The sequence below is a fragment of the Leptospira fluminis genome (genome assembly GCF_004771275.1).
Classification (GTDB): Bacteria; Spirochaetota; Leptospiria; order Leptospirales; family Leptospiraceae; genus Leptospira_B; species Leptospira_B fluminis.
On record NZ_RQEV01000008.1, the window covers coordinates 282,932 to 308,012 of the forward strand.

The following is a 25,081-nucleotide window of genomic DNA, read 5'->3' on the forward strand; positions in this document are numbered from 1 at the left end:
TTCGATCGTAAGGAGGTCGACCTCGTGAAATTCAGGTTTTTAAATTTCGTCTTCTTCCTTGTAGGGGATCCTAAGAAGAACTCCTTGGAGCATAGGCTTTTTAATTCCGTCGCCTTGATCAACGGATTGCTGAATATCATCGGATCCGTTTTTCTTCCCCCAAGCGAATATTACTTAAGAATTCTGCTTTTAAATTCCGTTTCGGGAATCGCGCTTTTGGCCATGTATTACCTTTCCCGGGTAAAGAGTATATACTATTCCTTATACTGGCCCTTCAATCTGACGATTCTGATTTATCTCTCTTCCGTTTGGTTTCTGAACGGAGGATCGCAAGGAGGAAATCATTATTATTTCATTCCCGCCTTAGTGATAGCGACGGTTCTACTCCGCGACCAGAACGTTTTCCTGGTGTACGGACTTTATGCTCTTTTCACGATGACTCTCTACGGACTGGAGTATCTCCATCCGAACTTCATCGTTCAGACTAACGATACCAGAGAACTGAGATACAGCGATCTCGCCGGGAATTATTTGTTCGTGCAGATCCTGACCGGAATCCTGATCTTTATCATGGCCAGAAACCTGAACGTGGAAAGAGGCAAATCGGAGAATCTTCTCCGGAACATTCTACCCGAAACGATCGCGGACGAATTGAAAAAGAACGAACGAGTGGCTCCTATACGTTATGAAAACGTTTCGGTTCTTTTTACAGATATGGCCGGCTTCACCCAAATATCCGAAAGTATGACTCCGGAGGAACTCGTGGGAGAACTGGATCTTTTTTTCAAATACTTCGATCGCGTCTCCAAACGTTACGGTCTGGAGAAAATCAAAACGATAGGAGATTCCTACATGGCGGCGGGAGGTCTTCCCGTCCCGAACTCGACCCACGCGGTGGATGCCGTCCTGTGCGGATTGGAATTTCAGGAGTTCATGTTGAAAAATAAGATCGAAAGGGAGCAAGCGGGACTTCCGTCCTGGTCTCTGCGACTAGGGATCCATAGCGGCAGCGTGGTCGCGGGAGTGATCGGAACCGAAAAGTTCGCGTACGACATTTGGGGCGACACCGTAAATACCGCGAGCAGAATGGAAAGTTCCGGACTCCCGGGAGAAGTCAATATATCCAAACAGACGTACGAATTGGTAAAGGGCTTTTTCGATTGCGAACCGAGAGGTCTAGTCAAAGCGAAAAACAAGGGAGAAATAGAGATGTATCTGGTCAAAGGAATCCGACCGGACCTGGTGGATCCCGGAACCAAGGACACTCCTAGTCATTCCTTCTGGCATCTCTATTCCACGCTTGAAGGAAAGGAGGAACAAGGGATCAGTTAGGAAGGTTCCAGCCTCCTAATATCCGGGAAGGTTCGACCTGAGCGTCGTACGGAACCGATTCCTCGGCCCCGGGATTCCTTTCTTTGTATTCGTTTCTTTCGTTAATCTCTTCCGAAAATCGTTCCGATACATTCTCGGAAAGAGTAGCCGGCGGAAAGCGATCAGGATTCTCCTCGATGTAACGAAGATAAGCGCCTAGAATATTTAAAAGGAGGTCTAACTCCGTGGAAAAGATTCCGAAAATATTTCCGAGCGCGGCGTTGCCGCATCTGTACGAGAATACGGAGGCGAGAGAGAATAATTTTTTGGGAGCGAGAATCTCTAAACTTCGCCAAGCTTGGTCTCCCTTGACTGCCAGAGCAAAGGAAAGGAATTCCGCGTTTATTTTTGAAATCGTAACGATGGGAGCGTTTTGACCGATGTACGGTTGGTGAGAACGGACAATGCCGTCGATTTCGGAGGGATCTTCTAAGATAAAAGAAAGGCAGGCGTTGGAATAGGTTTCATCCAATCTTCTCGCGACTAAACCGGCGAGGTAAACGCAGATTTCCCCTTCCGGTTTCGAAGATAGAGGACTGAGAAAATTCTCCAACAGCAAAACATGGTTTCGAAACGTTCCGTTCCAGGAACCTTTAGGAAGTCTGGACAGGTCCATGCGATCCTCCTACTCTCTTCTATTAAGAACGATCTATTTTGGAAAAAGTTAAGCAATTTTCGGATTTTTTTATGATGCACACTAAACACTTCCCTCTAGTTCTATCCTTATGTTTCCTTACGGGTTGCACTTCCTTTCCCGAATGGAAAATGACGGAAGCGGAAGCTCTTCAGGATTTTTCCCGAGCCGGCGTGGCTTACAAAGAAATCGATACGAACAAGGGGAGCGAGGCGGCAATCCATTCCGTTTCGGTAGGATGTCCCGGAAACACCGAAAAGGACGTGCTGGTTTTTATCCACGGTTCTCCGGGGAACTGGATTCATTTCTGGAGATATATGAAGGATCCGGATCTACTTTCCACATTTTGCATGATCGGATTGGACAGACCCGGATTCGGATCTTCTCCGGGGCCATTACCCGACGTCGACGGTCAGGCGAAGCGTATTTTAAATTCCTTATATTCCATTCTTTCCAAAACCCCTAAAAGAAAACTCGTACTTGTAGGGCATTCCTACGGCGGACCGGTGGCCGCCAGGATCGCCGCACTGGAAGAAAACGGCGTGACTCATCTGGTGCTTCTCGCCGCCGCGCTGGATCCGGAAAAAGAGGAACTCAAATGGTACAATCGTGCGGCGAATACCGGACTTGCAAGATCGATTCTACCCGCCGATCTTCTTACCAGCAATATGGAAATGCTTCCGATGAAGGAACAGTTGCTCGCTATCGAATCCGATTGGAAAAAATTGAAGGCGGAAGTCTATATCGTACAAGGGGGACAGGATACCCTCGTTTCTCCGGAAAATCTGGATTTCGCGCGGCGCATGTTCCCGTCGCGATCGATCCTAAGGGAAATTTACTTACCGGAAGAAGGCCATTTTCTACCTTGGAAAAATTTTTCTACGGTGAAAGGGCTCCTATTGGAAATTTCCGAGAAGCGGAATTCGGCACCGTCTCCTCAGGAAAAATAGCGCATTTCGGAACTCCGCCAACGAACGGAGTTCCTCATTTCTTCTCGGAATGAATCAAAGACGGATGGAGTAACCGAAGGACCATACCACGCTGTGAAGCGGTATTCTTTGGGCTAGATGATGATTGACTAGCGCTTGCTTGATGTTCGGATCCAAATTCGAATTCGTGATGGAATTGAGCACGATCTCGTTGGATGTTCCGTAACTTTTGGAAGGATTTACGGTCAACCCGTCGTTGGAATTGGCGGTGAGAGGTTGGACAGTACTCGCTCCGGGAACCACTCCGACCGTCTGTCCCCCGACTATATTCGGATAATAATAGTTGTTATCTATCATATAAGTGTTCGGACGATATACGTCGGTCAAGGACGCGAAAAACGATAAATAACGTACCATCAGTTTGAAGTCCAAATTCTTGAATCCGGATCTTCTGTCTATATTATCGTTATAATATTGGTAACCCAAATCGATCCCTGGTTGCACCTTGAAGTCCTTGGTTATATCGTATTCATGATGGATCGAAAACCGATGAAACGTGCTGCCGTTGAACGCGTTCGTAGGATAACCCGAATCCATATCGTTTTGGCCGCCTATCGACGCTCCGCCGATCCTTTCGGAAGTGAATCGAATATTAAAAAAATAGGAAGGATTTAGATAAGTCAAGAACGGAAAATTCCATCCCGCGGTAAATAACCCTAAAGCGAAATCGGGTTGCGTGTTCGCATAATAGATCATTCCCGTGCTGAAATCTCCGAGCCTGTTCGTTCTCCATCTGTACATTAAGACCGCCGCCAGAGCGTCTCTCAAGCCGTTCATTTCCGTTCTCTTTTTGTAAACACCGGGATTCTGCAGAGCTTGGCTTAGGCTTACGTCGGGTGCAAACGGGGCGGCCTGGAATCCTCCATCCACGTCCCGATTCGTACGGCCGTTCAGCGGAGACAATTCCCGAATGGTCAGATTCAATCCTTCTAGATTCGTGGGGATATTGACCGCAGTGTCCAGGATCAGCGATCTGGGAAGGCTGGAATATTTCAGGTCTCCTCGTCTTACGTAGGCGTTTCCGAAGAAACTATTTCCGTTAATGAATACGTCGTTGGTCAAAGATTGGCTCCAGGTCAGATCGAAATCCCTCTTTTTTTCCGGACCCGTAGAGACGGAAATTTTACTGATGATTTGATCTTTGGTTAACATTTCGGAGGACTTCTCTTCTTTTGTCGGAACGTTCTGACTCCGGATATGCTGGACAATTTCGGACTTAGGAATCCGAATGGGAATCCCCTCCGAAAAACTGAAAATAAAATCGTCGGTTCCTTCTTTTTCCAAAGTCAGGTCCGAAAGCCTTCTTCCGGACCGCAACACAACCTCGTCCGCATCCAATTGTAGCGGAAGAGAAATCGAAAGGAATAAAACGGAAAAAACCCGTTTGAACGGGATACTTCTGGCATTTAGATTCATTGTCGTCTCCTAAACAATTCAGTCCACCGCCCCCCAAAGGGCGGTTCCTCTTAGTTTTATAGTTCAAGAACTATTGAACTTCAAAAAATCCGACGGTCCAGGTCGATAAATAGTTCAATAGTTCTTGAATTTTTATACTATTACGTCAAAAAAGAATAGAGTTCCCTATGTCAAAAACCCCTCCGCACCCGACCTTAGACCAAATCCAGCTCTCCACGATTTTCGAGGCGGTCAGCGATCCTATCCGAAGAAAAATCCTTCTGAAATTGTTGGAAGTGGAGGAAGCGAACTGTTCCGCGTTTTTGGAATATGCTTCCAAAACGAATCTTTCCTATCATATAGGAAAATTGAGAGAGGCGGGACTTACCAAAACCAGATTGGAAGGAACGCAGAAGTTTCTATCCCTACGCAACCGAGATCTTGAAAAAAAATTTCCAGGTCTACTCCGGGCTATCCTCGAAAGTTCCAGAAAGGAAAACAAATGATCGGAAGACGGAAAAATCCGCTCGCGTAACTCCGGGCCGATTGAAAAATGATACCTTTGGAATTCTAATATACGCTTCCGTAATAACAGGTAAAATACATGTCCGACCCATCGATCGTATCCGTCCAAAACGTTTCCAAAACCTACGCGACCGGTTTTCAGGCGTTGAAAAACGTAAGTCTTGAAATCAAAGAAGGAGAGATTATCGCCCTCCTAGGCCCGAACGGGGCCGGTAAAACCACTTTGATCTCCTTGGTCTGCGGATTAGTGAATGCGAGCGAAGGTTCCGTTACGGTAGGCGGCTACGATATTCTGAAGAATTACCGTCGGACCAGATCCATGATCGGACTGGTCCCCCAGGAACTGGCTGTGCATTCCTTCGAAACGGTGATTGCTACCGTCAATTTCAGCCGCGGTCTGTTCGGAAAGGCGCCGAACAGCGAGTATGTGGAAAAAATCCTGCGCTCCTTAACCCTTTGGGAAAAGAAAGACCAACCGATCATCACTCTTTCCGGAGGGATGAAACGCAGGGTCATGATCGCCAAAGCCCTCTCTCACGAGCCTTCCGTACTATTCCTGGATGAGCCGACTGCGGGAGTCGATGTGGAATTGAGAAAGGATATGTGGAACATAGTCCGTTCCCTTAGGGACAGCGGGGTCACGATCATTCTCACTACGCATTACATCGAGGAAGCGGAGGAGATCGCCGATCGAATCGGAATCATCAGCAAAGGGGAATTGATTCTGGTAGAACGCAAAGAAGAACTGATGAGAAAGCTCGGGAAAAAACAGATGACCATAGATCTGACCTCCTCCATCGATTCCATACCGGGTCCTCTTTCAAGATATGAATTGGAGATCGGAGAGGAAGGAAAGCAACTGATCTATACGTACGACAGTCACGGAAAACAGAACGGGATCACCTCCCTTCTGGACGATCTGAAACTCACCGGTATAGGATTTAGGGATCTGAATACTTCCCAGAGTTCCCTGGAAGAAATCTTCGTTCGATTGGTCAAGGAGTCCAAATGAATTTTCACGCAATTAAAGCGATCTACGTATTGGAAATGGCGAGAACGAGACGTACCTTGATGCAAAGCATCGCTTCTCCCGTCATCTCTACTTCCCTGTATTTCGTGGTGTTCGGCTCCGCGATCGGTTCGCGGATCCAGGAAGTGGAAGGGGTTCCTTACGGCTCTTTTATCGTCCCGGGCCTCGTGATGCTCTCCCTCCTTACGGAAAGTATATCGAACGCTTCTTTCGGAATCTACTTCCCGAAATTCACGGGAACGATCTATGAAATTCTCTCCGCTCCCGTCTCGAGTCTCGAAGCCGTTCTAGGATATGTCGGAGCGGCCGCCACTAAGTCCCTTATCCTGGGAACCATCATGTTAGTGACCGCTTCCTTTTTCGTTCCGGTACGGATAGCTCATCCCGCCTTAATGATCCTTTTCCTGATTCTCACTGCCGTTTCCTTTAGCTTGTTCGGATTTATCATCGGAATCTGGGCGGACAATTTCGAAAAACTTCAGGTCATCCCGCTTCTGGTCATCACTCCCCTCGTATTTCTGGGCGGAAGTTTTTATTCCGCAAGTATGCTCCCACCGTTTTGGCAATCGGTCACTCTGTTCAATCCGGTTCTTTATTTGGTCAGCGGTTTCCGCTGGAGCTTTTACGAGATCTCCGACGTAAGCGTGGAAGTCAGCCTCGCGATGATCCTTCTCTTCCTTTCCGTTTGCCTTCTGGTGGTGGCTTGGATCTTCCGAACGGGATACCATATCAAAAAGTGAGCCGATAAGCTAAGCGGCTTGACTTTTCCGTTATATCGGTGATGCTTAAGCCCCGCTATGCACGAATCCATCCTATTTTCTCATCATTCCATAGGTGTTTTTTCGCTTTTTCTTCTTACTTGTGTTCTCTCCGGCTTCCTAATCTTCAAAAAGGATAAGACCCTTCCGACATATTATTTAATCTCGATGTATCTCGGATATGCGATGATGTTTTTCGGATATTTCATATCCTATTCCGTCTTCGATCCTATTTCCGCCTACCATAGGTATTTTACCGTATTCGTAGTCTTTGCCATCGTCTCTTTGATCGGTTTTTGCTACAATTTTCCCAAGAACATACATCCGAAAGAGTCCAAAATCGTGATCACCGGAGCCTTTCTGTTAGCTCTTACCGCCTGGGTTCATTTCATCATAAAAACGTTTCGGATGGAAAAGACGTTTTCCTTTACCGCCCACCAATACAGCTTCGATTTCGGCAAGGAATCGGGAGCGACGATCCTATTCTGTTTTTGCGTCAGCATCGTCATTCTGATCAGAAAGATCGTGTATTACTCCGATTATCGCGGAATCCTGAAAACCTGGTCCGATTCCTTATCGGAAAAGAAATCCGTATTCATAGCTCCCGCAAAAATATCGTTGGGAATCCTGATCGGATTGAAAAAAATCCTGTTTCCGATCGGAAAGGAAGCCGTCGCCTTGAGAGCGTTTCTCTTGACCGCTTTCCTGAATATTCTGAATGCGTTTAATAACCTACTGAACAAATCCGGCTCCATCGACTTCGACACGTATGCGATAGCCTATTTTATTCTTTCCGTGATGACGATGTTCCTGATTCAAAACGCGTATTTGGATCATTCTCCGGAGCCCACCAGTTTTATGACCAAGATCCTATCCAGCGCCGTGGTCACGATCATGCTGGCGTTGAGCGCCATCAGTTATATTACTATGTTCACTTTGGACAAGTCCATCCAAAGCAAGAATATCTCCGAAATGAATTCCGTAAAAACCTCCATCAGGAACGGGGAAAAGGATTTTCCGAAGGACGTGAAATATCTTCTTGCCGGACCTACGGGCCCGGGACTGTTCGGGCGAGATTATGAAATCGTTTTTAAGAAAGATTCGGATATCGCAACGGATTCTCTAAAAGGCGGAGAAGCGCTTTATAAGAAACAGGAGCTCCACGAATTCATCGAAAAAAATAAGAAGAAGTACAAGGGAAAAACTCCGGAAGAAACGGAATCCTTGGCATCCAAGGAATTTGACGGAACGAATCCCCCCTTAGGATCTAGAATGTACCGTATGGCGGATCGTTTTTATACTCATTACGATTTCGAAATCGGCAAAAAAAGATACGAGGTCGGCTTCGGCTATCTAGAGTTCCGAAAAGCCGTTCATAGAGTCGCCAAATGGTTGGTTCTGATCCAACTAGGAACCTCCGTCTTTATACTGATCGCATTTCCGATTCTTCTCCGAGTAAGCCTCGTAAAACCTTTAAACGATCTCTTATCCGGAGTGGAAAAAGTGAACCATGGAAACTTGGACGTAAACGTACCCATTAAAACCATGGACGAGGTCGGTTTCCTTTCCCTGTCGTTCAATTCCATGGTGGATTCCATACGCAGCGCTAGGCAGGAGCTCCAGAATTACGCGGATCACCTGGAAGAAAAGGTGGAAGAAAGAACTAGGGAAGTGCAGGAAAAAATGCGGGAGGTCCAACAACTCAAGATCCAGCAGGACGGAGATTATTTCTTAACTTCCCTACTCGCTAAGCCTTTATTTTATAACGCCAATAAATCCGCCAACGTGAACACGAACTTCCTGATCAGGCAGAAGAAATACTTCGAATTCCGCAATAAGCAGGGAGAACTCGGAGGAGATATTTGCCTCACCGGAAATCTGCGTTTGGGAACTCCGGAGAATTTTAAGAAATACACGATGGCCTTAAACGGAGATGCGATGGGCAAATCCATGCAAGGCGCCGGAGGATCTTTAGTCATGGGCGTCGTCATGAATTCCATCATGGCTCGTTCCGCGGCAAACAAGCGAGTTTTGGAAAAAACCCCCGAAGAATGGCTCACCGAAGTATACCAGGAAGTGCATTCCGTCTTCAAAAGTTTCGACGGGAGTATGATCATCTCTGCCACTCTCCTGTTGGTGGACGACGAAAACGGGGAGGCATTCTATTGGAATGCCGAACACCCGTTTTCCGTTTTGTATCGGGACGGGAAAGCTTCGTTTATAGAATCGGACTTGGAGCTGAGAAAATTAGGGTTGGATTCGGAGTACCCTTTTAAAGTCAAAAAATTCCAACTCTATCCGGGAGACGTGGTCGTACTTGCTTCGGACGGAAGGGACGACCTAATGCTCTCGAACGTGAACGGCAAAAGGATCATCAACGAGGACGAAAACCTGTTCCTGCAAATCGTAGAAAATTCCCACGCCGAAATATCCGCGATAGAACGTGCGATACGCGAAACCGGAGAAGTCATAGACGACCTTTCCATCCTGAGGATCGGTTTCAAGGAAACCGGAATACCTACGACCGCAGGTCTCGTCTCCGAAGATGAGGAGTCGGAAGATAGAATTACGATCAGAAATCTTTACAAAGAAGGCAAGGAACTCTATAAGATCGGCGAAGTGCAAAAGGCGATCGGGGTTCTTATGGACGCTTACGCAGCCGATAATTCCAACCAAAGATTGAACAAACTTTTAGGATTGCTTAGCTTTAAGGAAAAGGATTATCCGTTAGCGGTGCAAGTACTTAGTAAATATCTTTCCTACGATCCGGATACGGCCGAACTTTGGTATTATCTGTCTATCGCGGAAAAGAAACTCGGAAATCTGACCCAGGCCTTGCAGGCGGCGCAGATGGTGAACCAACTCCAGCCCATGAACGTGCAAAATTTGGTGAATCTTTCCGATCTAAACCGCCTCCTTGGCCACAAAGAGGAAGCGATCCAATACACGAAAAACGCGGAAGAAATCGATCCGGAAAATAAGAATATCCGCAAATTGAAAAAGTTGCTGGAAATAGACTAAAAAATTCCTAACAAGCGTTCTTACCGAAAAAGCGATAAGAACGCTTATCCTAAAATACTTCTACCTGCTTAAAGCGACCGGTTCCTTCGAAGCGACCTTGAAAAAGGATTTATAAAAGCCTTTACGGCCTGCGGGAGGCTTTCCTATGTCGATTCCCGCCTTTGCCAAGTCCGATTTCAAATCTTTCCGAAATCCGTGATAATCCACTTCGACCGCGTGCCTCTGACCTCCTCCGAAACTGAAATGAGGATGGTCGATTTCGTATTGGATCTCCGCTTTTAGATTCTTAGGCCTTTCATATTTTTCTAATATTTCCATACAGGCCAGTTTTGCCTGATAATCCGCCATTGGCCAAATACAACCGACGGGCTGAAAAAGGCCGATAAAATACAGGTTCTTATAATCCGGATGCATCATCTTCCGGTACAAAGGAATCTTCTCCGCATATTGAAAATCGATAAACGATTTATCAAAAAACGGGAAGGTAGTCCAAAATCCGGTGCAGGCACAAATGATATCGAACTTTTCCTCCGTTCCGTCCATGAACTCGACGGACTTTCCGTGAAAAGCCTTGATCGCGGGTCTCGGTTTGATCCTACCGTGCCGAATGAAATCCAGAAGATCCGAATTTAAGGTGGGGTGATGGCTCAGCGCCGGAGCGGTGTTGACCGGCAGTCCGTAATTCTTATAGGATCCCTGTAGAACGTAGAGCAATTTCGTAAGAACATATTGCTTGATCTTGGCCGGAATCCAAGAAGGAGTCATTGCTGCGAATACGTCGGAGGGCATCCCGAACAGAAACTTCGGAAAAAACCATTGCGGACTCCTCATGGATAATTTCACGCTTTTCGCGAGGCGGGCTGATTCCACGGCTACGTCGCAGGCGGAGTTTCCTCCTCCGATGATCAGCACGTCCTTTCCTCTCCAATCCTCCGTTACTCCCTTAAAATCGTGGGAATGCATGAACTTTCCGGTAAATTTTCCCTCGTATGTCGGATATTTCGGATCCCAATGATGGCCGTTCGCTATCATTAAAAAATCAAAGTTTTCTACTTTATTTTTCCCTTTTGAATCGGTAAATTCGACCCTCCAATCTCCGTCTTCGGTCCGAGAGATCTTTTTGATCGAATGATTGAATCTAATCTTATTATAAACGCCGAAGTGTTTGGCGTAGGATTCGAAATAAGCCTGCAATTGCTTATGATTCGGATAATCGGGGTATTCTTCGGGCATCGGAAAATCCTCGTATTCCGACCATACCTTGGAACTGATGATATGGGTATTTTCGTAAACGCTGGAATGGCCCGTTTTGGAATTGAAGACCCAATTCCCTCCTACCTTATCGTTTTTTTCGAAAACTACCACATCGATGCCGTACTCCACGCAATTCTTGGCGGCAGCAATTCCACTCGGCCCGGCTCCGACCACGCAAACTCGTTTGTTCGATTTCATAAAACTTCTCACCCGATTTTCAATCTTTCCATTGGGAAAAAATCCGACAAATGTCACATTTTTACAAAATCTTACTTTCCTTGAATTCAGGGACAAGGAATTTTTCATTAAGGTCAATCCTGTTTGGAGATATATAACAAATGTTAGATTTTGAATCCAGAAAGCCCGAGTCAAATGTCCGTAGCGAAAACCGGAGGATCTATAAATCCAAACCGCCCTTGCAGGAACGTTCCCAGCAACGGGTGACTCTCGTTTTAGCAGCCGCGGAAAATATGCTAAAAAAAATGGATCCGGAAGAAATCTCTATCCCGGATATCGCAAAAGAATCGGGAGTCCCACGAGGAAGCATTTACCAATTCTTTCCGGACAAATACGTCCTGTTTACGAAACTGGCAGAGTTACATCTCGCAAGAGTCGGAGAAATTCTAGCCGAGAAAGCTTCTAAGAACCGAAAATCGTCTTGGAAAAAATTAGTCGGCCTTTGGGTCAACGCCGCCTCCGACTATTACGATTCCACTCCGGCCGCGAGTACGTTGATTTTGGGCGGCCCCTTGAGCAGGAACGCATACTTAGCACAGGAGGTCACGATCGATCATATCGGGAAAGGAGTTCGGACCCGACTGGAAAATCTCAAAGAACCCTTGCTTCTTCCTCGAAAACCCGACGTGGCTACATTGGGCGTCGAAATCGCGTTCGCCTGTATGAAACGAGGCTACTATCAAGAAAATAGAATATCCAAATCGATCCGCAACCAAGCCGTCCGGGCTGTGACTGCATATTTTTCCGAATGGGAACGTTAGCGATAGGCGCTCGTAAGCTTGGAACTGTCTCTCGCCTAGGATGTCCTTATCGATTCCTGATCGAAAGGAATCCGATCTAATTCTCGTCGCCCCACCCTACGTCGTTCAGAAAATCGTCGTAAGTACCGTCAAAGACCCGAATCGTATCCTGATCGAACACGATCAGCTTCGTTGCAACCGCCTTCAGGTGCATTTCGTTATGGGTCACCATGATCACCGAACCTTCGAACTCGTCGATGGCTTCGATCAAGGAATCGCAGGATTGCATATCCAAATGGTTTGTGGGTTCGTCCAGAAACAATAGATGGCAGGGAGTGACTAGGATTTTTCCGAGCAGAACGCGACTCTTCTCCCCTCCCGAAAGAACTTTAATCTTTTTTAATGCAAGATCGTCGGAAAACATCAATCCGCCCGCAATCGTTCTGGCCTGCCATTCGGTACAGGATTTTTCGGCGCTCATGATCTCTTCGACCACCGTCGCGTTTTCGTTCAGATTCGATTTGTTCGTTTGACCGAAATATCCTTCCTTCAAAATCGGATGTTTACGGACCATCCCGGAGGAAGGTTCCAATTCTCCCGCAAGAAGTTTTAACAGAGTGGATTTCCCTTTTCCGTTCTTTCCGATGATGCAGATCCGATCGCGATTTCCCACACTGATGGAAAAATCACGGATCAAAAACGGCTCTTTTCCCGTATAAGAAAACGATAGATTCTCCGCGGATAGCATCTGGCTAGCCGCAAAAGGAGCGCTATTGAAATAAAGTTCCAAATCCGGAATCGCGTCAAGAGCCTTCATCTCTCCCTGCTTTTCCAGTCTCTTTACCCTCGATTGGGCCCGACTCGCAAAACTGGCCTTGGCTTTGAACCTGGCGATAAAGATCTCTTCCTGTTTCCTTTTTTTGGCCTCGTTCAATCTGGTTTTCTCATAAATTTCTTCTGCCTGATTGATCTGAGAATACAATTTATCCGTATCACCTTGCACCTTAATAGCCTTTGTTCTATGAATTGCTGCGGTATGCGTAACCACACTGTCCATAAAACTCCTGTCGTGGGTGATGAGCACGATCTCACCTTCCCATTCCCGTAGAAATTCTTCCAGCCAACGGATCGTGACTATGTCCAGATAGTTGTTCGGTTCGTCGAGCATCAACAAGTCGGGACCGGATGCCAACAGCTTAGCCAAATTCATCCGAATTTGATATCCGCCGGAGAACTCGTTAGGATTCCTTTCCATGTCCGCTTCGGAAAAGCCCAATCCGAAAAGGATTCTCTCGACCTGCCAGGTTTCGTATTCTTCTCCTTCGGGTAATCCGAGAGCGCATTCTTCCAAAACCGTGGGTTTGGAGAATTTCAAATGCTGCTCCAAATGCCCGATCTTATAACCTTTGGGAAGACTGATATTACCGGAATCGGGTTCGGCTTCCCCTAAGATCATCCGGAATAACGTGGATTTACCGTGCCCGTTTCTTCCGACAAGGCCGAGCTTTTCACCTCGATTCATGCTCAGATTCAGATCGTCAAAGAGGACCTTGGATTGATAGGATTTGTTTAGATTGGAAATTTTGATCATAGCTGGTTAAAAATGCCGTTTCTTGCCAAAATTGTTCGACGAGATTAATTTTCTATTCGGATTTAGATTCTTTTGTCGGCAACTCTCGCCCCGTCCGCTCACAGATACGGTCCGATCGGAACCTGTCCGCGACAACGCACTCGCTTCTCCCATCCCTATATCGATTTTTACCCGTAGTAGGACGAATTCCGACAAGGAGATACGATCGCTCCGAATGATATTTCGGTTAAACGTAAAAAAAGGATTGATTTTTTATGATTTAAATAACCAGTTAGTTATATAACCAATGAGATATAAAAAAAACATATCCGATCAATTGAACGCGACATTCTTCGCGTTGGCGGATCCTACAAGAAGAGCGATCTTAAAGAAATTGGCCTCCGGAGAAGCCGCCGTAATGGATCTGGCAAAGCCCTTCGCGATGAGCCAGCCGGCGATTTCCAAACATTTGAAAGTATTGGAAAAAGCAGGACTCGTTTCCAGAGTACAGAACGCACAAAAACGTCCCTGCAGATTGGAAGGCAAACCTTTGGAAGAGGCGAACCGTTGGTTGGAAGAATATAGAAAATTCTGGGAAATCAGATACGGCCACTTGGACGATCTGCTGGAAGAATTGAAAGCGACTCGATATCCGAAAAGGAATTCATCCAAACGAAAAAAGGAGTAAAAAATGAATCCATCAAAAAATGTTAAAGTAGTCGCAAAAGGAGAAAGGGAGATCGTCATGACCCGGTCTTTTCAGGCGAATCGAGAATTGGTCTTCGATTGCTTTACGAAGCCGGAATTATTGAAGCGATGGCTTTTCGGACCCGACGGATGGATCCTATCCGTGTGCGAAGTGGACCTCCGCATCGGTGGAAAATACCGTTACGTTTGGAAGCTAGAAGAAACCGGAACGGAAATGGGAGCGGGAGGAGTTTATAAGAAAATCGATAAACCCGAACTCTTGGTTTGTACCGAAAAATTCGACGAGACCTGGTACCCCGGAGAAGCTCTCTTAACGAACGAATTCGTACCGGAAGGAAACCGAACGAACCTGATCGTAACCGTTCTCTACGAATCCAAAGAGGCAAGAGACGCCGTACTTAAATCCCCCATGGAAGGCGGAGTGGAACAAAGCTATAATCGCTTGGCCAATCTTTTGGATACGATCTCAATCTCGTAGCAAAGAAAATAAAACGATACGTAATCTTAATATAAAGAGGAAATTTTATGGGAAAGATCACCCCTTTTTTCATGTTCGACAATAATTTGGGCGAGGCATTGGAACTCTACAAATCCTCGTTTCGAGACGCCAAGATACTGGATGAAAATCGCGCCAACGGATCCGTGATGTCCGCCACCTTCTCCATCTATGGACAGGAATTTCTATCCTTTAACGGAGGCCCGCATTTCAAATTTACCCCTTCTATTTCGCTTTTCGTGAATTGTAAAAAGAACGAGGACCTGGAATTTCTCTGGAACGAATTAAAACGGGACGGATCCGTACTCATGGAACTCGGAAGCTATCCGTTCAGCGGAAAATTCGGCTGGTTGCAGGACAGATTCGGAGTCTCCTGGCAATTGAACCTTTCGGAACAGGAAGAGAAAATTTATCCGTTCTTAATGTTCTCCGGGGAAAATTTCGGCAAGGCGGAAGAGGCGATACGCTTTTATACCTCCCAATTTCCGAATTCTAAGATAGACCGAATCGAGAAGATGGGCGCGGAAGGACCGGGAACGGAAGGCACGATAAAACGTGCAAAATTTTCCCTTTCCGGACAGGATTTCATGGCGATAGATAGCGGGATTCCGCACCAATTTAATTTCAGCCAAGCGATTTCATTTTTTGTAAAATGCGAAACCCAATCGGAGATAGACGAATATTGGGAAAGGCTTTCCGAGGGCGGAGAAAAGCAAAGGTGTGGATGGGTAAAAGATAGGTACGGAGTCTCCTGGCAAATTATTCCGCCCATTCTAGGAGAACTCCTGCACGATACGGATCGCGAAAAATCCGACCGTGTCTTAGGGGCAATGCTGCAAATGGGAAAGATCGAAATCGACGGTTTAAAAAAAGCTTATACGGCAAAGAGCTAAAAGGAGAAATTTCGAAGCTTCCGTATTTCCTTACTTGAAACTTCGAACATATCGACCGAGTGCGCTATAGGATTATACTCTCAATTCGATCGGAATATAAAATTGATCCACACCGCGCACCGGCACGATTTCGACCGTTCTATCGAACAAGCTCCTTAAACGCTCGATCGGTCCTTCCGGCTGAATATCCTGCACATAGATCTTGGATAGAAAGGGGCATTTCGCAAAGACGGTCCGGTCGAATTCCCGATTAAATGTAGGAAAAGAATAACCGACTACCACGAGGGTTCGAACGTCCGCAATTCTCTCCAGAAATTTCTCTCGAACTTTCGCGATCTCCACACTCGCTTCCCACGCAAAGTCGATTTGGAATTTTTCGGATCCACTGGAGCCTTTTTGATAACTCTGGTTGAAATCATCGATCGATTTATCCGTCAATCCATCCTTGAGTAGAGAATAGAGATTAAAAGGCAAGGCGTCGAAACTGCCGAATCCTGCGAGTCCGTTAAAATGAAAAAGCTCTGGAATCCCGTCGTCGTGCTCCAGACTTTGGTGCCAAGGATAAATGTTTATATGCTTCCTCGCAAAATCCGGTTCAAAAAGACCCAATAAACTCAATAAGGAAATCATAATTTGATTGTCGTAATTCCAAGTGCTGACGATCAAATCCTTAGGAAGCCTGATAGAGTTCTCCTCGAGTTGCGCGACGGTGGTCAAAAACACGTCGTACCGTATATCGTGTTTCTTCCGCATCTGGGCAAATAAAAGATAAAAAGAAAGGGTGCATTTTAATCTACGGAGTTCCTCCTCTCTTTTCAAAAGATATAACTTCTTGGCGAACAAGTCCATCGTTCCATGAGATTGGGCTTCCCGTCCAAGCCACCGGCAATCAGCCAGGAATTCGCTTACAAGAACTTCCGAGAACTTAATATCCCGTTTGAAAGAGGGGGATCCCTCCGACTTCTTATAAATGGAATTCGCAAAAGAGGTCAGATCCTGATTGATTTCCTTCACGACAGGAATACAGGAGGCGCTGGCTCCCGCCCCTAATAGATAAAGTATTTTTCCCATAATCGATCGTTCCGACGAAACCGCACGCAACTTCGCTCCTCCCGCTCCCGTTGTCAACATCTCCGGTATTCCGGCGTAAAAAATAAATCATAGACAATGATTCCAGGTTTGAATATCCAAGAAAGTACATCGGAGCAGTTCGATTCCGTTTTTCATCGGCGGGAGAATTTTTTCCGATCAGACTTTCGCGCGGGATATCTAGGCTTTTGCTTACAAAATATAATAAATCATGAATGAGAATAACGGAAGGGAAAGACAAACATGAACAAAGAAAATACTTCGGAACGCGGCCTCTTGAATTTTCGCCTTTTTTTCGGCGTAAGCGCCCTCTTATGCCTCGTGGGCGTTTCTCTGGAATTGTACAGCGCTTATCATCATAAAAGCGTATTGCCTCCGAATGCAGGCTTCACGCGAACGTTCGGGCCCGGGTTAGACGGTCTATTCAACCATTTTTTCTATTTTACTACCCAGTCAAATATCATCCTTGGAATTACCGCCTTTCTGCTGGCTCTGAATCCGGTTCGGACCTCCGATCAATTTCACGTCTGGCGTCTCGTCGGGATCATCGATATTACAATTACATGCATAGTATTTAATTTCGTCTTAAAGAACTCGCCTCGCCCGGACCAAATTGCTTCGTTGGCGAGTACGATCCAGCATTCCATAAATCCGGCACTCGCCATAGTGGGCTGGCTTATCTACGGTCCGAAAGGATCGGTTTCCATAAAGAGAGTTGCGATAGCAGCTTTCATTCCGATTGCTTACGCAATTTTTACCCTGGTGCGCGGCGCGATTTTGGTATGGTACCCGTATAATATTTTGGATGTAACCAATTTGGGATATGGAGGCGTCTCGATCTATATCGCGGCTATTTTTATCTTATTCCTGATAATTGCCGGATTTCTTGCGGCGATCGAACGTTGGGTCGGCCCCCGCATTTCTACCAGGATGGAATGAAATATTACGAATAATTTAAATTCCCTTAATGAATGTGTTTCCCCAAACCGTTTTTAGATAGATGAAATATCACAAATAGAATGATAGCTATCGCGATCGATCCCAGAAGAATCTTTAGTTTTAAATTTGAAAATCGAAGGTTCTCTATCGTCCGGGGAGAAGCTCCGTCGGCTTCCGACTTACTATGATCTTTCCGTATCATGCCCCAAGGTTTGTAAACGGAAAGAAGAGTCGCGAATAGCAAAACTAAAAAAGCGAGAGCGGCATCGAATACCAATTGCGGACCGAACTGACCCGGATTCGGAAACGATCCTACCGTAGCGATCATCACCTTCTTTGACGCTTCGGAAATCGCAACGAATTGGTGTAAAATCAAAGCGATCGTTGCAAAAACTCCCAAGACAAATTTTATGAATACCCAGTAATAGCGAAATAAGCCCCACGGAGTTCCCAGAGCAAGAATCAGTCCGGTCAATACGGAGGCAAGGCTCATCGGAAGGATCGCATACTTGCTCACAAGATCCATCGAAATGTAAGAACTTCGAACGACCTCCGCATTCACACTAGCGATTCCGGCGATGCTCAAAACCAAAAAACTAGCGACTGCTCCCATCCAGCCGACCGAGGTGGCGACATGTGTCGTTAGATTAAACTTACGAAGCGATGGCGACATGACTTTAGCAAGGGACCGCTTTTTCTTCCTGTCAACCGAAAAGCGGGAAAATAGCGGAGCGACCGAAGTATAGCATAGCCTTGCTTTCAGAAGAATTTTTCGGTCGGACGGATAATGGCCGAAAGATCGAACCTTATAAAAAGAACTTTTTGGATTCTAAATTATAAAATCATACGAAACTTTCTTCATTTCCTTACTAGATCCAATGCAACATCCACGATCATATCTTCCTGTCCCCCTACCATTTTTCGTTTTCCTAATTCGATCAGAATATCCACAGTTTTAACGCCGAACTTACGGGACGCTTCTTCCGCGTGACGTAAGAAACTGGAATAAACTCCCGCATAACCTAAAGCTAAGGTTTCCCGATCTACCCGAACGGGTCTATCCTGAAGAGGACGAACGAACTCCTCAGCTGCATCCATTAGAATAAACAGATCAGTTCCATGATTCCAACCCAACCGGGAAGCGGCCGCTATGAACACTTCCAAGGGAGCGTTTCCCGCACCCGCACCCATACCCGCAAGACTCGCATCGATTCGATCACACCCCTCTTCGACGGCAGCAATCGAATTCGCAACTCCTAAAGAAAGATTATGATGCGCATGAATTCCTGTTTCCGTTCCCGGTTTTAGAATGTCCTTCATTGCGCGAAAGCGATCGCGAACGTCGCTCATATTCATGGCTCCACCCGAGTCCACTATGTAGATGCATTCCGCCCCGTAGCTCTCCATCAATTTACCTTGTTCTGCAAGCTTCTTAGGGGAGATCATATGACTCATCATCAAAAATCCGACGACGTCCATTCCTAGAAGTTTTGCACGCTCTATATGTTGTTTGGAAATATCCGCCTCGGTACAATGGGTCGCCACTCTTACGGAACGAACGCCCGCATTATAGGCTTCCTTAAGATCGTGAACGGTTCCGATACCGGGAAGAAGTAAGGTCGCGATTTTTGCATGTCTTACTATTTTAACCGCCTCTTCGATCATCTCCAGGTCGGTATGTGCCGAAAAACCGTAATTAAAACTAGAGCCTTGTAGCCCGTCTCCGTGAGCGATCTCTATGCTATCCACTTTAGCGTCGTCAAGCGCCTGTACGATGTTTTTCACGTGAGCCAGAGAATATTGATGACGGATCGCGTGACTTCCGTCCCTTAAAGTCACGTCCGAAATGAAAAGCTTTTTTCCGTCCGGGAGATTCATTTAGCTACCACTTGCACTTTAATATTTTGTAATTCGGCAATCCTCTCCCCGGTCGCTAATGCGGCGGAAGTCATGATGTCCAGATTTCCCGCAAAAGAAGGAAGATAATGGGCAGCTCCTTCCACTTCTACAAAAATCGTGGTTTTTAATCCCGAAAAAGTTCCCACTCCGGGAATTTTCAAAGGCTTCTCTTCCGGAACGATATCGAACAAAACCTTTTGCTTCAGGCGATATCCCGGCACGTAGCTTTGGACGGACTTCTCCATTTCTAAAATCGACGCTTCAATTATGGATGGGTCAGCCAATTCTGAAAGCACGTAAATCGTGTCCCTCATCATCGGAGGAGGTTCCGCCGGGTTCATCACGATGATCGATTTTCCTTTTTTCGCTCCGCCTACAAGTTCCAACGCTTTGGAAGTGGTCTCCGTAAATTCGTCTATATTCGCCCTTGTTCCCGGACCTGCGGATTTACTGCTGATCGAAGCTACGATTTCCGCATAATGGACGTCCGCTATCCTGGATACGGCATATACCATAGGAACAGTAGCCTGACCGCCGCAAGTAATCATGTTTATATTATTCCGGCTTATATTCTGATCCAAATTCACAACCGGAACACAATAGGGGCCTATGGCCGCGGGAGTCAAATCGACCATTCGAATATTCGGATTCGCTTCTCTTAACGTTCTCTCGTTCTCGATATGCGAAGAAGCGGAGGTAGCGTCGAATACGATCCCGATTTCATGAAAATTCGGAAGTTCTAATAAACCTTCCGCACCTTTATACGTGGTCTGGACTCCCATCCTACCCGCTCGAGCTAATCCGTCCGATTCTCGGTCGATACCGACCAACGCCCCCATCTCCAAATTCCGGGATTTCTTTAGAATTTTTATCATCAAATCCGTTCCGATATTTCCCGATCCAATAATTGCGGTTTTTACCTTTTGTTTCATAATAATTTCCTGATTTATAAATGTAATATCAAATCATTCTACAGGATACCCTTCCTAACCCTGTGATCTCCGCGTCTATATTTTCTCCAGGCTGGACGGAAACCATGGGGCCCAACGCGCCGGATAGAACGACTTCACCGGCCCTAAGTCCTTGGCCTCTTTCTATTAGATTTTTTGATAACCAATACGCGGCCCGAATAGGATGATTCAAACAAGCCGACCCCGAGCCGACGGATTCGACTTTTCCGTTTTTTCTGAGAGTCATTCCGACTCCCGCCAGATCAAGGTTTCCTAGTCCGATCGGCTGGTTGCCCAAAACAAAGACTCCGCAGGAAGCATTGTCCGCTACGGTATCTTCCAATCTGATTTTCCAATTTTCGATAGCGCTATCCACGATTTCCAATGCAGGAAGGGCATACAGAATCGAATTTACAAATTCCCCGTAACTCGGCATATTTCCTTCGATATCTCGAGCCAATACGAAAGCGATTTCCGCCTCTACCTTCGGTTGAAGAAGTCTGGAGGTAGGAATCTCGTCGGAATCCAAATATTCCATATCGGAGAAAAGCGCTCCGAAATCAGGCTGATCCACTCCGAGCTGAATCTGAACGGCTCTGGAAGTAAGTCCGATCTTCTTTCCGATTTCCTTGACTCCGGTTTTCAATCTTTCCAAATGATTGATCTTAGCAATTTCATAAGAAATCTCTAAACCTTGGATGCCGTACGTTTGGGATATCGGCGGAATCGGCTTCCCGCTTTCTCTAGCTTTCCATAACGCCGAAGCCGCGGATTTTATACGAGAGGAATCGACGATACTGTTCATTCTAAACCTTTGCGAGCTCCCGAGTTTTTATGTTGGAGATAACGGACTTTAAATCCAGCCTGCGTTCCAATTCATTTATGAGTGCTTCCCCGCTTCCTTTTGCCATACCGAAAACGAACTTGTCGGGTCGAAGCAGAACGATTCCGCCCCGATTGTATCCCGCCTTACGGAACCACGGTTTCAAATGGCCGTAAACATCCTCTACCTCGCTTAGATTCGGATCGAAATTCCGAGCTATTCCTCGGATTCCTTGGGGTCTTTTTCCTTTTTCATAAATCGTAATGTACTTCGTCCCAAGCGAGTTCAAAAAAGAAAGAGAGGCATCCGAAAGTCCTTTTCTCGGATCGATTCCCTGGCCGATCAACGCGTAAGAGTTTCCGACGATCTCGTCCATTTTTCCGATCGAACCGTCAAAGATTTGGAGATCCGGCTGCGGCATTAAAGTACCTGCATGTAAGTTCGATGAATTCCTGGGTAAGCCGAAATAGGTTCCTTTTTTATATATTGGTTTGGGCTTGAATTTTCCTTCTCTCAAAATATTGTACAAACTCGGGATCATTTTGACCGTTTTGAACAATGCATCGCGTAAAGCGGCCAGAAACTTATTCTCCAGAGAAACGACATCCTTTAAGAGAGTAGAAATTAGGATCATTTCTTTTGCGTGAAAATACCTCTCGCTCTGGTATGTATCCAATAATTTTTCTCCCGCTCTACCCGAGATCACCTCGATCAGTTTCCAACCTAGATTATGGGCGTCCCTGATTCCGGAACTCATGCCTTGTCCCATAAACTGCGGGGTCATATGCGCGGCGTCTCCGGCGAGAAGCATCCGTCTTACCCTCCATTGATCCGCGACAAGTCCGTTAAAAGTATAAACCAGTCTACGCTTCACTTCGAAATGATCCGGATTTACGTGTTTAGACAATAACATCCGGATCGTATCCGGCCTTTCCATATATTCCTTTGAAGTACCTGCTTTCAGCCTGAATTCGAATCGATGATAACCGTCAGGTTGCGGACAACTCACGACCGGTCCGTTCGGATCACAATAAAAATTGAAATAAGGAAGATGCCTAAGTCCCATTTCCATATTTTTCTGTTTCAAATCCACGACCAGCCAAGGCTCCGGAAAATTCTTCCCTTTGAGTTTGATGTTCAGAAACTCGCGAACCTTACTTCTTCCACCATCGCAACCGACCGCAAACAAGGCTCGAACCGACCGTTCATCCTCCTGATCCTTCGGCCTCGGATTTTCCGGTCTTTGACCGTAACCCGTTCCATCCGATGAGATATGATAAACGGTGACTCCTTCCTGGTCTTGCGTAAGTGATCGAAACTCTCTTCCTCTCAGGATTTTTATGTCTGGATATCGGCTCAAACTCTCGCTAAGTTTCGTTTCCAGATACGGTTGGTACAAAAAATTAACGATAGGCCACCCGTTCTGAGTTCCCGTCGGAGCGTATTGACCGATAGGCGTACCGTCTTCGCGAGTAAATTGGACCGGGATGTCGAACATCATATCCTTATGCAGATCTTCCGCGACACCGGCAGATTGAAACACCCGTAGACATTCGTCGTCCGTATATACCGCCCTTGCATTCCCGTAAAAGATCGGTTCTTTTTCGAGAATAACGACTCTTAGCCCTTTTTTACCCAGGATATGTGCGAGAGTTAAGCCCGTAGGGCCGAGTCCGACAATTGCCACGTCATATACGTCTTCATTCGATCGGTTAAACTTTTCCATTATACGAAATCTCCAATATTAAAACGGAATATACTCCGAACGGAATAACGAGGCTATCCCACGACGAAATTCATTTACTCTAGGCAAGACCGTAGAAATCTCGGGCTGATGACCCCAAGAGCTGATCTGTTTGTATTTCATCTCTTTCCAATCGGTTTCGCTCACCGGTATAGGATTCCATCCCACTTCCAATTCGAAACCGGAGGGAGTGATAGCATAGAAAGACAGCTCCAAATCGTTGGGGTGTTGTCCGATCCCGTGAGCGATCTCGAATCCTAGTTTTCTACAGCGAAGGTAGGCTTCCGTCATATCCTCCAGATTCTTCACCTCTATATTCAAATGTTGGACACGAGTGGGTAGAGGATCCAAATGAAGACCCGTTGTCGAAGCGACGGCTACGGAATGATGACGCGGATTCATTCTTAAGAAGGTAATATCCACGGTCATTCCGGACAATTTTTGCCGGATAGAATCGCTTATTCTAGCTCCGAAAATCTCCTTCCAAAATTCGATCGTTTTTTCCGGTCTCTTAGAGACCATCGCCACATGCCCCATTCCGAACTGACCCGTGACAAAACCTTTGGATAACATGCTCAACGGTGTATCCGTCAGGATCGGATCCGTAAAGATCTCGATTCGCAATCCCTTGGGTCCGGAAAATCCCCAAAATGATTTTACTCCTCTCAAAACCGCTTCCGCCTCGGTTCCTTTTCTAATTTCTACTTTTCGTTTTTTCAATATTTCTAATATTTTATCTAAATACTCTTCTCCTATAAGCTGGAATCCTAAAGCGGAAAAATCTTCCAATTTCCCCTTTTGGATCAGGATTCTTCGAGTGTGGGAATCCATTCTAAAAGACAACGCATCCCTGGAGAGATATTCCGCATGCATCCCGATTGCGTCCCTACCGAACGCAATCCATTCGTCCAAACGATTGGATTCAATGATCGCATATCCCAATCGGGAGAAATTGAATAGGTTCTTTTGATCTATTTCCGACATATCAACCCCTCGCCCATACTTTTGGCTGAGAATGCAGAGAAATAAAAGATTTTGTGATGGAGTTGAATTCTTCCGCTCTTTCCCATTGAACCCAATGTCCGGTCTTATTAAATAAGTACAGATCGCAATTCTGCATCCGCTTCTGCAAAGATGGTCCTCCGCTCGATCGATTTACTTTGTCTTCCGTTCCCCAAAGTACCAAGGTTGGGATTTCGCATTTCGAAAGTCTAGGATCTCTCGTGAAATCTAAATTCTTAAAATTCGGAATCCCTTTAGGTCTACGCAAGGGGGGCGCTTTCACAACCTCCGGGTCGATACTAGATCTATATCTTTCCTCGATTAAAGCGGAAGGTACTTCGGAACCCTCATACACCAAATAATCCCGTATGAATTCCGCGAGTTTCTCCAGACTCGGCCCTTTACCGGAATAATAGTCGAAGAGGCGATTCAACCCCTTCGTAGGAAGAGAACGGGTGGTATCCACTCCTCCAGGTCCCATCAGAACCAAGGAAGAAACTACATTCGGCTTCTCTAATCCCATTCGCAAGGCACAGGCCCCTCCTAGGGAGTTTCCTATTAAATGAACTTTATATATACCTATACCTTTTAAAAACTGCAGCATAGACCCGGCAAGGTCCCCGAAAGGATCCTTTCGATCGATCCCTTTTGTCGATCCTCCGTATCCGGGCATATCAGGAACGATCACCCTGAAATTCTCCGCGAGTGCCTCTATATTCTTAGAATAATTCGATATTCCGGAAGCTCCGGGCCCGCCTCCATGCAGCATCAAAACGGGCTCACCCGATCCAATTTCATAAAATTGAATTTTTCTCGTCCCTACTTGTAAAAGTTTAAATCCGTCCTGCAAATCCGAGCTTCTTTGTTCCATAATCCTTCTTCCCAATCACAACCCTTAACAGTTCCTCTTTTATACCATAACGTTCGTTATTGTTAAAAATATTATTTATGAGAATTCTCTCATTTTTAAATTAATATTAATTTTGCACCATCATCCATTAAATAGTATTGTCA

23 protein-coding genes are annotated in these 25,081 nt (G+C 46.0%); 11 read left to right on the top strand and 12 right to left on the bottom strand.

What is annotated here, in order from left to right; all coding sequences use genetic code 11:
* Window positions 1-24 precede the first annotated feature (24 nt).
* Window positions 25-1,332, top strand: coding sequence for an adenylate/guanylate cyclase domain-containing protein (locus EHO61_RS07995; protein WP_135813105.1), 1,308 nt, complete (start codon window positions 25-27; stop codon window positions 1,330-1,332).
* Here the strand turns inward: EHO61_RS07995 and EHO61_RS08000 are convergent.
* Complete coding sequence (locus tag EHO61_RS08000) at window positions 1,325-1,987, bottom strand: hypothetical protein (protein ID WP_135813106.1); 663 nt, start codon at window positions 1,985-1,987, stop codon at window positions 1,325-1,327. The two genes, EHO61_RS07995 and EHO61_RS08000, sit on opposite strands and share 8 nt — an antisense overlap.
* Window positions 1,988-2,058: 71 nt before the next feature.
* Between EHO61_RS08000 and EHO61_RS08005 the strand changes: the two genes are divergently transcribed.
* Window positions 2,059-2,955: an alpha/beta fold hydrolase gene (locus EHO61_RS08005; protein WP_246032049.1), complete on the top strand. Its 897-nt coding sequence runs from the start codon at window positions 2,059-2,061 to the stop codon at window positions 2,953-2,955.
* Window positions 2,956-3,009: 54 nt separating this feature from the next.
* Here EHO61_RS08005 and EHO61_RS08010 read toward each other — a convergent pair whose 3' ends face one another.
* Complete coding sequence (locus EHO61_RS08010) at window positions 3,010-4,410, bottom strand: hypothetical protein (protein WP_135813107.1); 1,401 nt, start codon at window positions 4,408-4,410, stop codon at window positions 3,010-3,012.
* Window positions 4,411-4,577: 167 nt separating this feature from the next.
* On the opposite strand from EHO61_RS08010, the gene EHO61_RS08015 reads away from it, so the two are divergent.
* The 4 genes from EHO61_RS08015 (at window position 4,578) to EHO61_RS08030 (ending at window position 9,723) form a co-directional block, all read left to right on the top strand.
* Window positions 4,578-4,895, top strand: a complete 318-nt coding sequence (locus EHO61_RS08015; RefSeq protein WP_135766467.1) for an ArsR/SmtB family transcription factor — start codon at window positions 4,578-4,580, stop codon at window positions 4,893-4,895.
* 98 nt (window positions 4,896-4,993) lie between these two features.
* A complete protein-coding gene (locus EHO61_RS08020; RefSeq protein WP_135813108.1) occupies window positions 4,994-5,926 on the top strand; it encodes an ABC transporter ATP-binding protein in 933 nt (310 codons plus the stop codon).
* On the top strand, window positions 5,923-6,684 hold the full coding sequence (locus EHO61_RS08025; protein WP_135813109.1) for an ABC transporter permease: 762 nt from the start codon (window positions 5,923-5,925) through the stop codon (window positions 6,682-6,684). Before EHO61_RS08020 ends, EHO61_RS08025 begins: the two co-directional genes overlap by 4 nt.
* Before the next feature lie 57 nt (window positions 6,685-6,741).
* Window positions 6,742-9,723, top strand: coding sequence for a PP2C family protein-serine/threonine phosphatase (locus tag EHO61_RS08030; protein WP_135813110.1), 2,982 nt, complete (start codon window positions 6,742-6,744; stop codon window positions 9,721-9,723).
* Window positions 9,724-9,783: 60 nt separating this feature from the next.
* Here EHO61_RS08030 and EHO61_RS08035 read toward each other — a convergent pair whose 3' ends face one another.
* Window positions 9,784-11,175 (bottom strand): flavin-containing monooxygenase, encoded by a 1,392-nt coding sequence (locus EHO61_RS08035; RefSeq protein ID WP_135813111.1) that lies wholly within the window; start codon window positions 11,173-11,175, stop codon window positions 9,784-9,786.
* 140 nt (window positions 11,176-11,315) lie between these two features.
* Between EHO61_RS08035 and EHO61_RS08040 the strand changes: the two genes are divergently transcribed.
* Window positions 11,316-11,975 carry a TetR/AcrR family transcriptional regulator gene (locus EHO61_RS08040; RefSeq protein ID WP_135813112.1) on the top strand — a complete coding sequence of 220 codons (660 nt, stop codon included), beginning with the start codon at window positions 11,316-11,318 and terminating at the stop codon, window positions 11,973-11,975.
* 76 nt (window positions 11,976-12,051) lie between these two features.
* Here EHO61_RS08040 and EHO61_RS08045 read toward each other — a convergent pair whose 3' ends face one another.
* Window positions 12,052-13,545: an ABC-F family ATP-binding cassette domain-containing protein gene (locus tag EHO61_RS08045; RefSeq protein WP_135813113.1), complete on the bottom strand. Its 1,494-nt coding sequence runs from the start codon at window positions 13,543-13,545 to the stop codon at window positions 12,052-12,054.
* A gap of 286 nt (window positions 13,546-13,831) precedes the next feature.
* Between EHO61_RS08045 and EHO61_RS08050 the strand changes: the two genes are divergently transcribed.
* The 3 genes from EHO61_RS08050 to EHO61_RS08060 are packed head-to-tail and all read left to right on the top strand — an operon-like array spanning window position 13,832 to window position 15,621.
* Window positions 13,832-14,212: an ArsR/SmtB family transcription factor gene (locus EHO61_RS08050; protein WP_135813114.1), complete on the top strand. Its 381-nt coding sequence runs from the start codon at window positions 13,832-13,834 to the stop codon at window positions 14,210-14,212.
* A gap of 3 nt (window positions 14,213-14,215) precedes the next feature.
* The gene (locus EHO61_RS08055) at window positions 14,216-14,710 is read left to right on the top strand and encodes an SRPBCC family protein (RefSeq protein ID WP_135813115.1); all 495 of its coding nucleotides are present in this window, start codon (window positions 14,216-14,218) and stop codon (window positions 14,708-14,710) included.
* A gap of 47 nt (window positions 14,711-14,757) precedes the next feature.
* The gene (locus EHO61_RS08060; RefSeq protein WP_135813116.1) at window positions 14,758-15,621 is read left to right on the top strand and encodes a VOC family protein; all 864 of its coding nucleotides are present in this window, start codon (window positions 14,758-14,760) and stop codon (window positions 15,619-15,621) included.
* Between the two features lie 72 nt (window positions 15,622-15,693).
* On the opposite strand, the gene EHO61_RS08065 is transcribed toward EHO61_RS08060, so the two are convergent.
* A complete protein-coding gene (locus EHO61_RS08065) occupies window positions 15,694-16,752 on the bottom strand; it encodes a hypothetical protein (protein WP_135813117.1) in 1,059 nt (352 codons plus the stop codon).
* 201 nt (window positions 16,753-16,953) lie between these two features.
* Between EHO61_RS08065 and EHO61_RS08070 the strand changes: the two genes are divergently transcribed.
* Window positions 16,954-17,649: a Pr6Pr family membrane protein gene (locus tag EHO61_RS08070; protein ID WP_135813118.1), complete on the top strand. Its 696-nt coding sequence runs from the start codon at window positions 16,954-16,956 to the stop codon at window positions 17,647-17,649.
* Window positions 17,650-17,674: 25 nt separating this feature from the next.
* Here the strand turns inward: EHO61_RS08070 and EHO61_RS08075 are convergent, their stop codons facing one another.
* From EHO61_RS08075 to EHO61_RS08105, 7 genes are all read right to left on the bottom strand, one after another.
* Complete coding sequence (locus tag EHO61_RS08075; protein WP_246032050.1) at window positions 17,675-18,322, bottom strand: hypothetical protein; 648 nt, start codon at window positions 18,320-18,322, stop codon at window positions 17,675-17,677.
* A gap of 185 nt (window positions 18,323-18,507) precedes the next feature.
* Window positions 18,508-19,527: a 4-hydroxy-2-oxovalerate aldolase gene (gene dmpG / locus EHO61_RS08080; protein WP_135813119.1), complete on the bottom strand. Its 1,020-nt coding sequence runs from the start codon at window positions 19,525-19,527 to the stop codon at window positions 18,508-18,510.
* Window positions 19,524-20,480, bottom strand: a complete 957-nt coding sequence (locus tag EHO61_RS08085) for an acetaldehyde dehydrogenase (acetylating) (protein ID WP_135813120.1) — start codon at window positions 20,478-20,480, stop codon at window positions 19,524-19,526. The genes dmpG and EHO61_RS08085 overlap by 4 nt, the downstream gene beginning before the upstream one ends.
* Window positions 20,481-20,508: 28 nt before the next feature.
* Entirely contained in the window at window positions 20,509-21,303 is a 795-nt protein-coding gene (locus EHO61_RS08090; RefSeq protein WP_135813121.1) for a 2-keto-4-pentenoate hydratase, read from the bottom strand.
* A 1-nt stretch (window position 21,304) separates the two neighbouring features.
* Window positions 21,305-23,047, bottom strand: a complete 1,743-nt coding sequence (gene mhpA / locus EHO61_RS08095) for a bifunctional 3-(3-hydroxy-phenyl)propionate/3-hydroxycinnamic acid hydroxylase MhpA (RefSeq protein WP_135813122.1) — start codon at window positions 23,045-23,047, stop codon at window positions 21,305-21,307.
* A gap of 18 nt (window positions 23,048-23,065) precedes the next feature.
* Window positions 23,066-24,049, bottom strand: coding sequence for a VOC family protein (locus EHO61_RS08100; RefSeq protein WP_135813123.1), 984 nt, complete (start codon window positions 24,047-24,049; stop codon window positions 23,066-23,068).
* A gap of 1 nt (window position 24,050) precedes the next feature.
* Complete coding sequence (locus tag EHO61_RS08105) at window positions 24,051-24,938, bottom strand: alpha/beta fold hydrolase (protein WP_210415320.1); 888 nt, start codon at window positions 24,936-24,938, stop codon at window positions 24,051-24,053.
* Between the last annotated feature and the right edge of the window lie 143 nt (window positions 24,939-25,081).

Coding starts and splice junctions, on each gene's coding strand:
- EHO61_RS08000 (WP_135813106.1), bottom strand. CDS start 1,987: ATGGACCTGTCCAGACTTCCTAAAGGTTCCTGGAACGGAACGTTTCGA.
- EHO61_RS08005 (WP_246032049.1), top strand. CDS start 2,059: ATGATGCACACTAAACACTTCCCTCTAGTTCTATCCTTATGTTTCCTT.
- EHO61_RS08010 (WP_135813107.1), bottom strand. CDS start 4,410: ATGAATCTAAATGCCAGAAGTATCCCGTTCAAACGGGTTTTTTCCGTT.
- EHO61_RS08015 (WP_135766467.1), top strand. CDS start 4,578: ATGTCAAAAACCCCTCCGCACCCGACCTTAGACCAAATCCAGCTCTCC.
- EHO61_RS08020 (WP_135813108.1), top strand. CDS start 4,994: ATGTCCGACCCATCGATCGTATCCGTCCAAAACGTTTCCAAAACCTAC.
- EHO61_RS08025 (WP_135813109.1), top strand. CDS start 5,923: ATGAATTTTCACGCAATTAAAGCGATCTACGTATTGGAAATGGCGAGA.
- EHO61_RS08030 (WP_135813110.1), top strand. CDS start 6,742: ATGCACGAATCCATCCTATTTTCTCATCATTCCATAGGTGTTTTTTCG.
- EHO61_RS08035 (WP_135813111.1), bottom strand. CDS start 11,175: ATGAAATCGAACAAACGAGTTTGCGTGGTCGGAGCCGGGCCGAGTGGA.
- EHO61_RS08040 (WP_135813112.1), top strand. CDS start 11,316: ATGTTAGATTTTGAATCCAGAAAGCCCGAGTCAAATGTCCGTAGCGAA.
- EHO61_RS08045 (WP_135813113.1), bottom strand. CDS start 13,545: ATGATCAAAATTTCCAATCTAAACAAATCCTATCAATCCAAGGTCCTC.
- EHO61_RS08050 (WP_135813114.1), top strand. CDS start 13,832: ATGAGATATAAAAAAAACATATCCGATCAATTGAACGCGACATTCTTC.
- EHO61_RS08055 (WP_135813115.1), top strand. CDS start 14,216: ATGAATCCATCAAAAAATGTTAAAGTAGTCGCAAAAGGAGAAAGGGAG.
- EHO61_RS08060 (WP_135813116.1), top strand. CDS start 14,758: ATGGGAAAGATCACCCCTTTTTTCATGTTCGACAATAATTTGGGCGAG.
- EHO61_RS08065 (WP_135813117.1), bottom strand. CDS start 16,752: ATGTTGACAACGGGAGCGGGAGGAGCGAAGTTGCGTGCGGTTTCGTCG.
- EHO61_RS08070 (WP_135813118.1), top strand. CDS start 16,954: ATGAACAAAGAAAATACTTCGGAACGCGGCCTCTTGAATTTTCGCCTT.
- EHO61_RS08075 (WP_246032050.1), bottom strand. CDS start 18,322: ATGTCGCCATCGCTTCGTAAGTTTAATCTAACGACACATGTCGCCACC.
- dmpG (WP_135813119.1), bottom strand. CDS start 19,527: ATGAATCTCCCGGACGGAAAAAAGCTTTTCATTTCGGACGTGACTTTA.
- EHO61_RS08085 (WP_135813120.1), bottom strand. CDS start 20,480: ATGAAACAAAAGGTAAAAACCGCAATTATTGGATCGGGAAATATCGGA.
- EHO61_RS08090 (WP_135813121.1), bottom strand. CDS start 21,303: ATGAACAGTATCGTCGATTCCTCTCGTATAAAATCCGCGGCTTCGGCG.
- mhpA (WP_135813122.1), bottom strand. CDS start 23,047: ATGGAAAAGTTTAACCGATCGAATGAAGACGTATATGACGTGGCAATT.
- EHO61_RS08100 (WP_135813123.1), bottom strand. CDS start 24,049: ATGTCGGAAATAGATCAAAAGAACCTATTCAATTTCTCCCGATTGGGA.
- EHO61_RS08105 (WP_210415320.1), bottom strand. CDS start 24,938: ATGGAACAAAGAAGCTCGGATTTGCAGGACGGATTTAAACTTTTACAA.